The following is a 12,143-nucleotide window of genomic DNA, read 5'->3' on the forward strand; positions in this document are numbered from 1 at the left end:
CGTCGAATCGACGGAGCGGGCCGTTGGTGTGTGCGGTTCTCTACGCTTCCGGCTCGAACGGCTGCAGCGCCGAGAGTTCACTCGGCAGTGCGTTCACGTGCACCACGCCGAGTCGCTGCGTGGCTCGGGTGAGGGCAACGTACAGATCGTTCATGCCTTTGACCGAATCGTTCACTATGGCACCGGGTTCGACGATCAGCACCGAGTCGAACTCGAGTCCCTTGGCATCCCTGACAGTCGACACGGTGACCAGTTCCGAGGCCAGATGGCGGAATCGGTCTACGTGGTCTGCGGGAACCAGCACCGCGCTCAGGCCCGGGCGCGGGTGATCGGCCACTCGCTTCTCCACCGCGGTGACCAGATCTGCCGCTGCCACCCGTTGAGCCCACGGCCGGGTTCCGGTGCTGCGGATGGACCGCGGCTCGGACTGCTCGGGATCGATGGCAGCCAACACATCGTGTGCCACGGCCATGATCTCGGACGGTGTTCGGTAGTTCACCGTCAGTTCGGTCAGCTTCCAGCGCTTGGCGACATACGGTTCGAGAACCGAACCCCACGACGAGGTTCCGGCGGGATCACCGGTCTGCGCCGTATCGCCCACCAGTGTCATCCACCGATTCGGTATGCGCCGCATCACCATTCGCCACGCCATCGCAGACAGTTCCTGCGCCTCGTCGACGATCACGTGCCCGTAGGTCCACGTTCGGTCACCGGCGGCCCGTTCGGCCGTCGTGAGTCGCTGACCCGAATTCTGCCGTCGTGCAAGCTGATCGGCATCGATGAGGTCGTAAGCCATCAGGATCTCCGGATCGAGCTCGTCCTCTAGGTCCTGAGGTGCCGAACCGGTCAGGATGTCCAGGGCACCCTGAGCGTCGGCGATCTGGCCGCGCCATTGTCGTTGCGCCTGTTCACGTTCGGCTGCGTCGTCGACGCCGAGCAGTTCGGCGAGCTCGTCGAGCAGGGGAGCGTCGGCCGACGAGAAGCCGTTGCCCCGACGGACGAGTGCCTCACGCTCCGCCTCATCGAGCGCAGGCGCGGCCGACGCGATCTTCTCGGGAGATGCGTAGAGGTCGCGGAGAACCTGCTGGGGAGACAGATCCGGCCACAGTTCGTCCACGGCGGCCATGACGTCCTGATCCTCGCGCATCTCGTCGCGCATGTCCGCGATGTCGTCGGCGCTGAGCAGGCTGGATCCGTCGACGAGATTCTGCCCGAGTTTCGCTGCCAGCTGGTTGGCCAACTGGTCGATGACCGAGGACACGAACAGCGGCCGAGCCAGGTTGTGCGGTCGCCGGGACGAGCGAGCGCGACCACGAGCCCTGGTGACGATCTTGCGATCGAGCGTGATGTCGTAGGTGTCGAACTTCAGTCGACGGGGCTGCGCGGGGACTTCCTGACGGTCGCGTACCGCCTGGGTCAGCACCTCGACCATCGACAGTCTGCCCTTGACCTCGGTGGCCAGGGCCGAATCTTCCCGTTGCGCACGAACTCCCGGGTAGAGGTCACCGATCGTGGACAGCAGGACGCCCGTCTCGCCGAGCGACGGCAGCACCTGCCCGATGTAATCGAGGAACGTGGCGTTGGGTCCGATGATCAGCACACCGCTCTTACCGAGCTGCTGGCGGTAGGTGTAGAGCAGGTACGCGGCGCGGTGCAGCGCGACGGCTGTCTTACCGGTGCCCGGTCCGCCCTGAACCACCAACACGCTGCGATGCTGCGAACGGATGATCGCGTCCTGCTCGCTCTGGATCGTCTCGACGATGTCGTTCATCTGACCAGTACGTGCGGCATCGAGAGCCGAGAGCAGCGCACCTTCGCTCGCGACACCGCCTGCCACGGCGGCATCGCTCGACGATCGGGCAGAGTTCAGGTCGAGAAATTCGTCGGCGATCGACGTCACTCGACGACCACGGGTGCGAATGTGTCTGCGCCGCAACACGTTTTCGGGTGCGGCGGGTGTGGCCAGGTAGAACGGCCGGGCCATCGGTGCTCGCCAGTCCAACAGCAGAGTCTCGTAGTCGTTCTTGTCGTCGAGAATTCCGACGCGGCCGATGTAGCGCTCGGGCCGATCGTCGACCTTGGGGTCGAGGGACTCGGGATCGAGGTCGATGCGCCCGAAGCACAGTCCGTTCTCGGCCGCGTCGTACTTGGCGATGTCCTCGGTGTACATCTGGTTGAACGATTCGCGTTCGCTCCGGGCCTGCGGGGTGCCGCCGGTCTCGAGCAGCACTGCGCGCAATCGGTTCGCGGCGTATTCGCGTAACGCGTCGAGCTGCGTGTAGAGCCGCGTCAGATGCGCTTGCTCGAAGTCTTCTTCGATCGGCACATCGGGGTTCGTCGATGTGTGGCCGTCGTCCGGCAAAGGGTCTCCTCGGGAGTTCGGCCGAGGCGAAGATATCGCCTCGAAATCAGCCAGAGCAGTCTACGTCGCACAACGGCCCTGCCGCAGAACCGCTGGTTCCGGGGCAGGGCCGCATCTGTCTTTCGTGCTGTCGCGGGGGAACTACTTCGCGTACTGCTGCAGCTTCTTGTCCAAGTTCTTCTGAGCCTTGGCGACTCGCTTCTCGAGCTTGGCGCGAGCCTGCTCGGTCACCTTCTCGAGTTCCTTGCTCTGCTTCTCGGCGCGCTTGCGGGCGCGCTTGCTCAGCGTCTCGACGCGATCGGACGCCAGATCGGCCCACGTGACTCCGCGCTTCTGTGCTTCGTCGGCGAGGACGGAACCCTTCTCGGCGGCCAGATCGGCGAGCTTGGACGCGCGCTTCTGCGCGACATCGGCCAATTCACTGCGACGGTCGGCGGCGACGTCGACGAGCTTGGAGCCGCGCTTCTGCGCGAGCTCCGCCAGGTCGGTTCCGCGGTGCGCTGCCTTGTCGGCGAGCTTGGAGCCGCGCTTCTGCGCCTCGTCGGCCAAGTCGCTGCCGCGATCGGCGGCGAGCTCGGCCAGCTTGGATCCACGCTTCTGTGCTTCCTCGGCGAGCACGGATCCCTTGTCGGCGGCCAGGTGAGCCCAGCGGTTCAGTGCCGGCTGAGCGACGTCGGCCAGCTCCGAGCCCTTGTCGGTGGCGATGACGGCGAGCTTGGCCAACTTGGGCTGGGCGGCGTCGGCGAACTTGGCCAGCTTCGGCTGTGCTGCCTCGGCGAGATCGGCACTGCGGCTTGCGGCGATCGACGCGATTTCCTTGACACGCTCACCGGTCTCGTGGGTGGAGTGCCCGGGCAGTGCCGAGACGACGCTCTCTTGCGCGCGACGTGCTGCTCGCTTGCTCCGCCATGCCACGGACGGCTTGCCCTCGGTGTCGACGGCTGCGATGAGCAGTCCGCCGAGCAGGCTCAGGTTCTTGAAGAAATGGATACGCTGCGCAGCCTTCGCCTCCGGGTCGGTCTCGTTCCAGAAGGCGTGTCCGGCGAGCGTCGTCGGGACGAGACTTCCGGCGAGGGCGAGAGAGGCGATCCGCGGTGCCTTGCCGGTGGCCAGCAGAATGCCGCCGGCAACCTGGATTCCGCCGTTGATGCGGACCAGCGTCTCCGGGTCGTTCGGCACATTCGCAGTGACGTCGTTGGGGAGGGCATCCTTGCTCTGCTCGATCAGCGGAGTGGCGACCTGCGCCTTGCCGGTGGGATTACGGAGTGCGTCGACGCCCCCTGCGATGAAGATCGTAGACATCAGCGGACGGGCGATACGGCGGACCAGCATTGACAGCCTCCTGCGTAGTTTCTCGTGTCATCGGCGGTGGAACGTTGGGCGGCACGGCGATCGAAAACCTACCGCTGTGCGTCCTTTTGTCACACTATTCATACCCCGTGGTTCGCGGTCTCAAGCACGCCGATCGTCACCAACCGCGGGCGCGCCATTCGTCCAGGTGAGGGCGCTCGGCCCCGAGCGTCGTGTCCTTTCCGTGGCCCGGGTAGACGACGGTCTCGTCGTCGTAGCGGTCGAACAATTTCGCCGTCACGTCGTCGAGCAAGCGGGTGAAATCCTCGGGGCTGCCGGTCTTGCCCACGCCACCGGGAAAGAGTGAATCTCCGGTGAAGAGGTGGGTTCGAGCGCCGTCGGCATCGGTCAGTGCGAGGGCGATCGAGCCGGGGGTGTGTCCGGTCAGGTGCACAACATCGAACGTGAGCTCGCCCACCGACACGGTGTCCCGATCGGCCAGCAGTCGGTCCGGCGTGACGGGCAGCGGCTCGGCATCGAGTTCGTGGGCTGCCGTCGGGGAGTCGGTACCGCCTGCGATGTCCGCCAGCGCCTGCCAGTGGTCGGCGTGCTGGTGAGTCGTCACGATGAGCGAGAGCGTCGGCGCGTTCTCGTCGATGAGCGACGAGATGCGGTCGGCCTCGTTGGCGGCGTCGATCAGAACCGACTGACCTGTCGCGGAACAGACGACGAGGTAGGTGTTGTTGTCCATGGGGCCGACCGACATCTTGGTGATCGTCGCTCCGGGAATCGTTCGCCGCTGCGGCTGCGAACCCTGCGAGACGACGCCGGTGTAGTTGTCATCGATGACCATGAGGTGCTCGTCCATTTCGAGGACGCTACCGTCGTCGACGGCACGATGGGCGGCGGGGTCGCGGACGTGGAAAAGTCTGTCGGTGCCTGGATCTACCATTGCAACCGGGTGAGGTTCGTCCCTCACCGCAACAGGTTTTCGACGTGGGGTCCACGGTTACACGACGTGTGACCGATGCGTCGGCATCACACGTCATCACGCGACTCGAAGGTCATGCAGTGCTGCGACGCAGCAACTCGGCTGGACGTGCTCGTTCGGAAAGAAGGGAACACAGTGGCGGATCGCCTGATAGTGCGAGGTGCGCGGGAGCACAATCTGCGAGGAGTCGACATAGACCTGCCTCGGGATGCGCTGATCGTGTTCACGGGTCTGTCCGGATCGGGCAAATCCTCTCTCGCCTTCGACACGATCTTCGCCGAAGGGCAGCGTCGCTACGTGGAGTCGCTGTCCGCATACGCGCGGCAGTTCCTCGGACAGATGGACAAGCCGGACGTCGACTTCATCGAGGGCCTGTCGCCTGCGGTCTCCATCGATCAGAAGTCGACCAACCGCAACCCGCGTTCGACGGTGGGCACCATCACCGAGGTCTACGACTACCTCCGTCTGTTGTACGCGCGTGCGGGAACGGCTCACTGCCCCGTGTGTGGCGAACAGATCGCGAAGCAGACTCCCCAGCAGATCGTCGATCAGGTGCTGGACATGGAGGAGGGCCTGAAGTTCCAGGTGCTCGCCCCGGTGGTGCGCACCCGCAAGGGCGAGTTCGTCGACCTGTTCGATTCGCTGAACACTCAGGGCTACTCACGTGTTCGCGTCGACGGCGTCGTGCATCAGCTCACGAGCCCGCCGGTGCTCAAGAAGCAGGAAAAGCACGACATCGAGGTCGTCGTCGACCGCCTGACCGTCAAGTCGAGTTCGAAGCAGCGCCTGACCGACTCGGTGGAAACCGCCCTGCGATTGGCCGACGGCATCGTGGTCCTCGATTTCGTCGACCGTGACGAGAACGCATCGGACCGTGAGCGCCGGTTCTCCGAGAAGCTCGCGTGCCCCAACGGTCACCCGTTGTCCATCGACGATCTCGAACCGCGGTCGTTCTCCTTCAACTCGCCGTACGGTGCGTGCCCGGATTGCGTCGGCCTCGGCGTGCGCAAGGAGGTCGACCCGGAACTGGTCGTTCCCGACGGCGATCTCAGCCTCGCGGACGGTGCCATCGCACCGTGGTCGATGGGCCAGACGTCGGAGTACTTCGGCCGCCTGCTGTCCGGGCTCGCCGACGCCATGGGGTTCGATCTGAACGCGCCGTGGAACAAGTTGCCCGCCAAGGTCAAGCGCGCGGTCCTCGAGGGCAGCGACCACCAGGTGCACGTGAAGTACAAGAACCGCTACGGCCGCACGCGGTCGTACTACGCCGAGTTCGAGGGTGTGATGCCGTTCCTGCACCGTCGGTTGGAGCAGACCGAGTCCGAGCAGATGAAGGAACGCTACGACGGCTACATGCGCGACGTGCCGTGTCCCACGTGCAATGGCGCCAGGCTGCGGCCCGAAATCCTGTCGGTGACGATCTCCGCGGGCGACTTCGGGCCGAAGTCGATCGCCGAGGTGTGCGAGTTGTCGATCGCCGACACCGCAGATTTCCTGAACAGCCTCACCCTGGGTCGCCGCGAGGAGGCAATCGCAGGTCAGGTTCTCAAGGAGGTGCAAGCTCGTCTCGGTTTCCTGCTGGACGTCGGTCTGGAGTATCTGTCACTGGCCAGGACCGCCGGCTCGCTGTCCGGTGGCGAGGCCCAGCGCATTCGACTCGCCACCCAGATCGGATCGGGACTCGTCGGCGTTCTCTACGTCCTCGACGAGCCGTCGATCGGACTGCATCAGCGTGACAACCGCCGGCTCATCGACACGCTGACCCGGCTGCGTGACCTCGGGAACACGTTGATCGTCGTCGAGCACGACGAGGACACCATCCGCACCTCGGATTGGATAGTCGACATCGGTCCGTTGGCGGGTGAGCACGGCGGACGCGTCGTGCACAGCGGTTCGTACGAGGACCTGCTGACCAACGACGAATCGCTGACCGGTGCGTACCTGTCCGGGCGGATGGAGATTCCGCTGCCCGACACCCGCCGGGTCGTGGACAAGAAGCGTCAGGTCACCGTGGTCGGAGCCCGCGAACACAACCTCCGCGGCATAGACGTCAGCTTTCCGCTCGGCGTACTGACCTCGGTCACAGGGGTGTCGGGTTCGGGCAAGTCCACCCTCGTCAACGACATCCTCGCGACGGTGATGGCGAACAAGCTCAACGGTGCCCGTCAGGTTCCAGGGAGGCACACGCGCATCAACGGCCTCGATCAGCTCGACAAGCTCGTGCGGGTGGATCAGTCGCCGATCGGACGCACGCCACGCTCGAACGCCGCAACGTACACCGGGGTGTTCGACAAGATCCGCACGTTGTTCGCGGCGACCACCGAGGCCAAGGTGCGCGGCTACCAGCCCGGCCGATTCTCGTTCAACGTCAAGGGCGGCCGGTGCGAGGCGTGCTCGGGAGACGGCACACTCAAGATCGAGATGAACTTCTTGCCGGACGTCTACGTTCCGTGCGAGGTCTGTGAGGGTGCGCGGTACAACCGCGAGACACTCGAGGTGCATTACAAGGGCAAGACCATCGCCGAGGTCCTGGACATGCCGATCGAGGAGGCTGCCGACTTCTTCGAGGCGATTACCTCGATTCACCGCTACCTCAAGACGCTCGTCGAGGTCGGTCTCGGGTACGTCCGCCTCGGCCAACCGGCAACGACGCTGTCCGGCGGCGAAGCGCAACGCGTCAAACTGGCCGCGGAACTGCAGAAGCGCTCGACCGGCCGCACGGTCTACATTCTCGACGAACCGACCACCGGCCTGCACTTCGAGGACATCCGCAAGCTGCTCGGCGTCGTGAACGGCCTGGTGGACAAGGGCAACACGGTGATCGTGATCGAGCACAATCTGGACGTCATCAAGGTCTCGGACTGGGTCATCGACATGGGCCCCGAAGGTGGTTCCGGAGGCGGAATGGTTGTGGCGCAAGGTGATCCGGAGGCCGTTGCGGCCGTTTCCGAAAGCTACACCGGCAAGTTCCTACAGGAGGCGCTCACCCGCGAGTCGGTGGTCGCTCCTCCGGTGAAGACGGCTCCGAAGAAGCGCAGGCCTCGCAAGGTCGCCGCCGTCCGATGAGTGGAGCAGCCCGATAGAGGCACCCGCCGGATTCACACCCCGGCAACGACGAAGCCGCATCCGGTGCTCACCGGATGCGGCTTCGTGCTTCTGTCGACTTCGCCGGCGTTCTGCTCAGTGCACCGGGCCGGTGTACTTCTCGCCCGGGCCCTTTCCCGGCTCGTCCGGGTGGGCCGATGCTTCCCGGAATGCGCGCTGCAGTGCCTGCAATCCGTCGCGAATGGGCCCGGCATGGGGGCCGAGGTATTCCACCGATGCGGTGACCAGGCCGGCCAGTGCGGTGATGACGCGTCGTGCCTCGTCGAGGTCCAGGTAGGGGCTCTCCGCGGGATCCGGCTCGGAGAGTCCCAGCTTCTCGGCCGCAGAACTCATCAGCATCACCGCAGCGCGGCTGATCACCTCCACAGCGGGGACCTCGGCGAGTTCACGGACTTCGGGCTCGGCACCCAGGGGATCGGCGCCTGCGGAATCGTCGGGATTGGGGGAGCTGGTCATGCCTACGAGAATCCCACGCCTCCCGCTGGGGAGAGCATCGGGTATCCGCAGAGAAGGGGCCGACACCGCTCGATTGTTCGATTCGGGAATCTGCTGGTAGTGTGACTCGACGACCGTCTTCGGCGTGCGCTCCTCGATGGAGTTCACCGCACGGAGGCAGCAAGTGGAGCCCGACTCCCACCGGCACGTAGCCTTCAACAAGTTACTTCCGGTCCGGTCGCACGATGGAGATCCTCACAGATTTCCTGCGTGCTTCCTCCCAGTGAGGAGACTGTACGACGATAGTTGTCGTGCTGGTCGACCGGTCGACATCGGGCCCTGCTATCGGATCACACCGAGAGCAGGGTTTTTTCGTTGCAGTGGTACGCACCGCTGCAGGGAATGTCGAGGATCGACGGCGACGGGCTGTGCCAGTGGCAGGCGGTCGGGTTACACACCACACCGCACTACCTAGGAGGCCCCATCAGCACTGAGACCCGCATCAACGATCGCATCCGAGTTCCCGAGGTCCGGCTTGTCGGACCGGGCGGTGAACAGGTGGGGATCGTGCGTGTTGAAGATGCACTCCGCTTGGCTCTCGAAGCCGACCTCGATCTTGTAGAAGTAGCTCCCGACGCACGTCCGCCGGTCTGCAAGATCATGGACTACGGGAAGTTCAAGTACGAGGCTGCGCAGAAGGCGCGCGAATCGCGCAAGAACCAGACGCTCACCGTCATCAAGGAGCAGAAGCTCCGTCCCAAGATCGACGCGCACGACTACGAGACGAAGAAGCGCAACGTCGTTCGCTTCCTCGAAGCCGGCTCGAAGGTCAAGGTCACCATTATGTTCCGTGGCCGCGAGCAGTCGCGTCCCGAACTCGGCTTCCGGCTGCTGCAGCGCCTGGGCGCGGACGTCGCGGAGCTCGGCTTCGTGGAGACCTCGGCCAAGCAGGACGGCCGCAACATGACGATGGTGCTGGCACCGCACAAGGGTGCCAAGACTCGCGTCAAGGCACAGGAGAGCGCAGCGGCTCCGCCCGCCCAGCGCGCACCGGCCCCCGCGCCGGAACAGCCCGCCGACGCAGCCCCGGCTGCCGAGGCACCGGCCGCAGCAGCTCCGGCTACTCCGGCGCAGACCAACTGAGCCTCGCGCTCTACCAGTAAGACAGCCCTACATCTGCTTCGGTGCACAGCTTTTCCGTGGCGATGTACGGCTGTGCCATGCAACACCGAAGAGCTATCAGAAGAAGAAGAGGATTTCATGCCCAAGCAGAAGACCCACAGTGGTGCCAAGAAGCGATTCAAGGTGTCCGGCAGCGGCAAGATCCTGCGCCAGAAGGCCGGCCGTCGCCACCTGCTCGAGCACAAGCCCACCAAGGTGACTCGTCGCCTCGATGGTGTTGCCGTCGTCAAGAAGCCCGACGTACCGCGGATCAAGCGCCTGCTCGGCATCTGATCTGGACCGGCCGCCGACCGATAGCGGTCGGCTTCATCCCATTACCATTCGGGGTTTCACAAGCCCCCAGATCGACAGGATTTACCAGTGGCACGCGTAAAAAGGGCCGTCAACGCCCAGAAGAAGCGCCGTTCGATTCTCGAAGCGTCCAAGGGCTACCGCGGACAGCGCTCACGTCTGTACACCAAGGCCAAGGAGCAGCAGCTCCACTCGCTGACCTACGCCTACCGGGACCGCCGCGCGCGTAAAGGTGACTTCCGCAAGCTGTGGATCACGCGTATCAACGCTGCAGCTCGGGCCAACGACATTACGTACAACCGCTTCGTCCAGGGCCTCAAGGCCGCGGGCGTCGAGGTCGATCGCAAGATTCTCGCCGAGCTCGCCGTGTCGGATGCTGCGGCGTTCGCAAGCCTGGTCGCCATCGCCAAGGCTGCACTGCCTGCCGATGTCAACGCTCCGGCCGGAGAAGCAGCCTGAGCGAGTCGACGTACGACGACTCAACACCGAGACGGCCCGTGGATTCGCTGACCGAGCGAACTCCGCGGGTCGTTTCGGCCGTCAAGCTCGCTCGAGCCGCGGAACGCAAGAAGACCGGGTTGTTTCTCGCCGAAGGCTTCAACGCGGTGTCCGAGGCGGCGCGGTCCCGGTTGATTCGTGAGCTCTTCTACACCGCCGATGCCCGCGAGCGCCACCACGACCTCATCGCGTCCGTCGAGGCCGGTGGCGCACGAGTTCATCCGATCACCGACCGTGCTGCAAAGGCGCTGTCCGACACCGTCACCCCGCAGGGCCTGATCGCGGTCACCGAGTTGGTCGACGTCCCGATCGACCGCGCGTTGGCCGGAACACCGCGGCTGGTGGCCGTACCGGTGGAGATGGCCGAGCCGGGCAATGCCGGGACGGTCATTCGCGTCGCCGACGCAGCCGGAGCGGATTCGGTCGTTCTGTTGGGCGACTCGGTGGACCCCCACAACGGCAAATGCGTCCGCGCATCGGCCGGCAGCGTGTTCCATCTCCCCATCGCTCGGGAGCGGTCGATCGAGTCCGGAATCGATGCGTTGCGCGGAGCGGGTCTGACCATCGTCGCCACGGCCGCCGACGGCGAAGTGGACTTGGACGACGCCGATGAGCTCCTCGTGCAACCGACCGCGTGGTTGTTCGGCAACGAGGCGCACGGGCTGCCCGAGTTCGTGACGCGCAATGCCGATCACCGCATTCGAATCCCGATCCACGGCCGTGCCGAGAGCCTCAACCTGGCCACCGCCGCGGCGATCTGCCTGTACGCGAGTGCCCGAGTGCAGCGACGCTCCGAAACTTCGTGAGCGCGTCTCGCCTAGGATCGATACCTGTCTGCTCCGCGCAGGAGTGAAGCCTGCGCAACGACCCTTCGTGGCAGACACCGACTATTACTCGAGGAGTGCAGCTGTCGTGGCGAAGAAAGATGTCGGAACCGAGCCGGTGGATCCGAGCGTTCTCGAGGAGTCCGCGCTCGGATCCGCAGTGGACTCGGCCGAGCAGGCGTTCGCCGACGCGTCGGACCTCGATGCTCTGACCAAGGTCAAGATCGACCATGTGGGCGGCAAGGCACCGTTGGCACTGGCACAGCGCGCACTCGGGTCGATCCCGGGGGACCAGAAGGCGGACGCGGGCAAACGCGTCAAGGCAGCGCGTGACCGAGTGCAGAAGGCCTTCGACGAGCGCCGCGCCGTGCTGTCGGCCGAGCGTGATGCCGCCATCCTGGTCGCGGAAACCATCGACGTCACCCTGCCGACCGACCGAGCTCCCGTCGGTGCCAGGCACCCCATCACGATCATTTCCGAACAGGTAGCCGACGTCTTCGTCGCTATGGGCTGGGAAGTCGAAGAAGGACCCGAGGTCGAGACCGAGCACTTCAATTTCGATGCGCTCAACTTCCTGCCCGACCACCCGGCACGCACGATGCAGGACACGTTTCACATCGCACCGGAAGGTTCGCGGCAGGTACTGCGCACCCATACCTCACCGGTGCAGGTCCGGTCGATGCTCTCGCGCGAGGTTCCGATCTACGTCGTGTGCCCGGGACGGACGTTTCGCACGGATGAACTCGATACGACGCACACTCCGGTCTTCCACCAGGTCGAGGGTCTTGCCATCGACAAGGGCCTGACCATGGCGCACCTGCGCGGCACACTCGATGCGTTCGCCAAGGCGTTGTTCGGCAACGACACCCGTACTCGCATGCGACCCAACTACTTCCCGTTCACCGAGCCGTCCGCCGAGGTCGACGTGTGGTTCCCGAAGAAGAAGGGCGGGGCCGGTTGGGTCGAGTGGGGTGGCTGCGGAATGGTCAACCCGAAGGTGTTGCAGGCCAGCGGCATCGACCCCGAGGTCTACACCGGATTCGCGTTCGGAATGGGTCTCGAGCGGACGCTGCAGTTCCGCAACGACATCCCGGACATGCGTGACATCGTCGAGGGCGACATCAGGTTCACGTTGCCCTTCGGTGTTCAGGCCTGACGGAAGTTT

At 64.9% G+C, this 12,143-nt stretch carries 10 protein-coding genes; 6 read left to right on the plus strand and 4 right to left on the minus strand.

Features of this window, described 5'->3' with window-relative positions; all coding sequences use genetic code 11:
• Positions 1 to 40: 40 nt before the first annotated feature.
• From CH306_RS20645 to CH306_RS20655, 3 genes are all read right to left on the minus strand, one after another.
• Positions 41 to 2,362 (minus strand): HelD family protein, encoded by a 2,322-nt coding sequence (locus CH306_RS20645; protein WP_094647840.1) that lies wholly within the window; start codon positions 2,360 to 2,362, stop codon positions 41 to 43.
• A gap of 141 nt (positions 2,363 to 2,503) precedes the next feature.
• Positions 2,504 to 3,694, minus strand: a complete 1,191-nt coding sequence (locus CH306_RS20650) for a DoxX family protein (RefSeq protein WP_094647841.1) — start codon at positions 3,692 to 3,694, stop codon at positions 2,504 to 2,506.
• Between the two features lie 136 nt (positions 3,695 to 3,830).
• On the minus strand, positions 3,831 to 4,520 hold the full coding sequence (locus tag CH306_RS20655) for an MBL fold metallo-hydrolase (RefSeq protein WP_032394298.1): 690 nt from the start codon (positions 4,518 to 4,520) through the stop codon (positions 3,831 to 3,833).
• 258 nt (positions 4,521 to 4,778) lie between these two features.
• Here CH306_RS20655 and uvrA point away from each other — a divergent pair, with 258 nt between their 5' ends.
• Entirely contained in the window at positions 4,779 to 7,709 is a 2,931-nt protein-coding gene (gene uvrA, locus CH306_RS20660) for an excinuclease ABC subunit UvrA (RefSeq protein ID WP_094632464.1), read from the plus strand.
• Positions 7,710 to 7,823: 114 nt separating this feature from the next.
• On the opposite strand, the gene CH306_RS20665 is transcribed toward uvrA, so the two are convergent.
• A complete protein-coding gene (locus CH306_RS20665; protein ID WP_052049360.1) occupies positions 7,824 to 8,204 on the minus strand; it encodes a DUF1844 domain-containing protein in 381 nt (126 codons plus the stop codon).
• Positions 8,205 to 8,585: 381 nt separating this feature from the next.
• Between CH306_RS20665 and infC the strand changes: the two genes are divergently transcribed.
• The 5 genes from infC to pheS all read left to right on the plus strand — a co-directional run bounded on the left by infC (position 8,586) and on the right by pheS (position 12,134).
• The gene (gene infC / locus CH306_RS20670; RefSeq protein ID WP_045199680.1) at positions 8,586 to 9,326 is read left to right on the plus strand and encodes a translation initiation factor IF-3; all 741 of its coding nucleotides are present in this window, start codon (positions 8,586 to 8,588) and stop codon (positions 9,324 to 9,326) included.
• A 117-nt stretch (positions 9,327 to 9,443) separates the two neighbouring features.
• Positions 9,444 to 9,638: a 50S ribosomal protein L35 gene (rpmI, locus tag CH306_RS20675; RefSeq protein ID WP_032394297.1), complete on the plus strand. Its 195-nt coding sequence runs from the start codon at positions 9,444 to 9,446 to the stop codon at positions 9,636 to 9,638.
• A gap of 87 nt (positions 9,639 to 9,725) precedes the next feature.
• Positions 9,726 to 10,115, plus strand: a complete 390-nt coding sequence (rplT, locus tag CH306_RS20680) for a 50S ribosomal protein L20 (RefSeq protein WP_032378959.1) — start codon at positions 9,726 to 9,728, stop codon at positions 10,113 to 10,115.
• Between the two features lie 38 nt (positions 10,116 to 10,153).
• Positions 10,154 to 10,960 carry a TrmH family RNA methyltransferase gene (locus tag CH306_RS20685; protein ID WP_094632447.1) on the plus strand — a complete coding sequence of 269 codons (807 nt, stop codon included), beginning with the start codon at positions 10,154 to 10,156 and terminating at the stop codon, positions 10,958 to 10,960.
• A gap of 106 nt (positions 10,961 to 11,066) precedes the next feature.
• A complete protein-coding gene (gene pheS, locus CH306_RS20690) occupies positions 11,067 to 12,134 on the plus strand; it encodes a phenylalanine--tRNA ligase subunit alpha (protein ID WP_094632466.1) in 1,068 nt (355 codons plus the stop codon).
• Positions 12,135 to 12,143: the final 9 nt, after the last annotated feature.

Source organism: Rhodococcus sp. 15-725-2-2b (genome assembly GCF_002259075.1).
GTDB lineage: Bacteria > Actinomycetota > Actinomycetes > Mycobacteriales > Mycobacteriaceae > Rhodococcoides.

Bases quoted from the DNA above. Each gene is read 5' to 3' on its own strand.
- infC (WP_045199680.1), top strand. From the start codon at position 8,586: ATGTCGAGGATCGACGGCGACGGGCTGTGCCAGTGGCAGGCGGTCGGG.
- CH306_RS20655 (WP_032394298.1), bottom strand. From the start codon at position 4,520: ATGGACGAGCACCTCATGGTCATCGATGACAACTACACCGGCGTCGTC.
- CH306_RS20650 (WP_094647841.1), bottom strand. From the start codon at position 3,694: ATGCTGGTCCGCCGTATCGCCCGTCCGCTGATGTCTACGATCTTCATC.
- rpmI (WP_032394297.1), top strand. From the start codon at position 9,444: ATGCCCAAGCAGAAGACCCACAGTGGTGCCAAGAAGCGATTCAAGGTG.
- CH306_RS20665 (WP_052049360.1), bottom strand. From the start codon at position 8,204: ATGACCAGCTCCCCCAATCCCGACGATTCCGCAGGCGCCGATCCCCTG.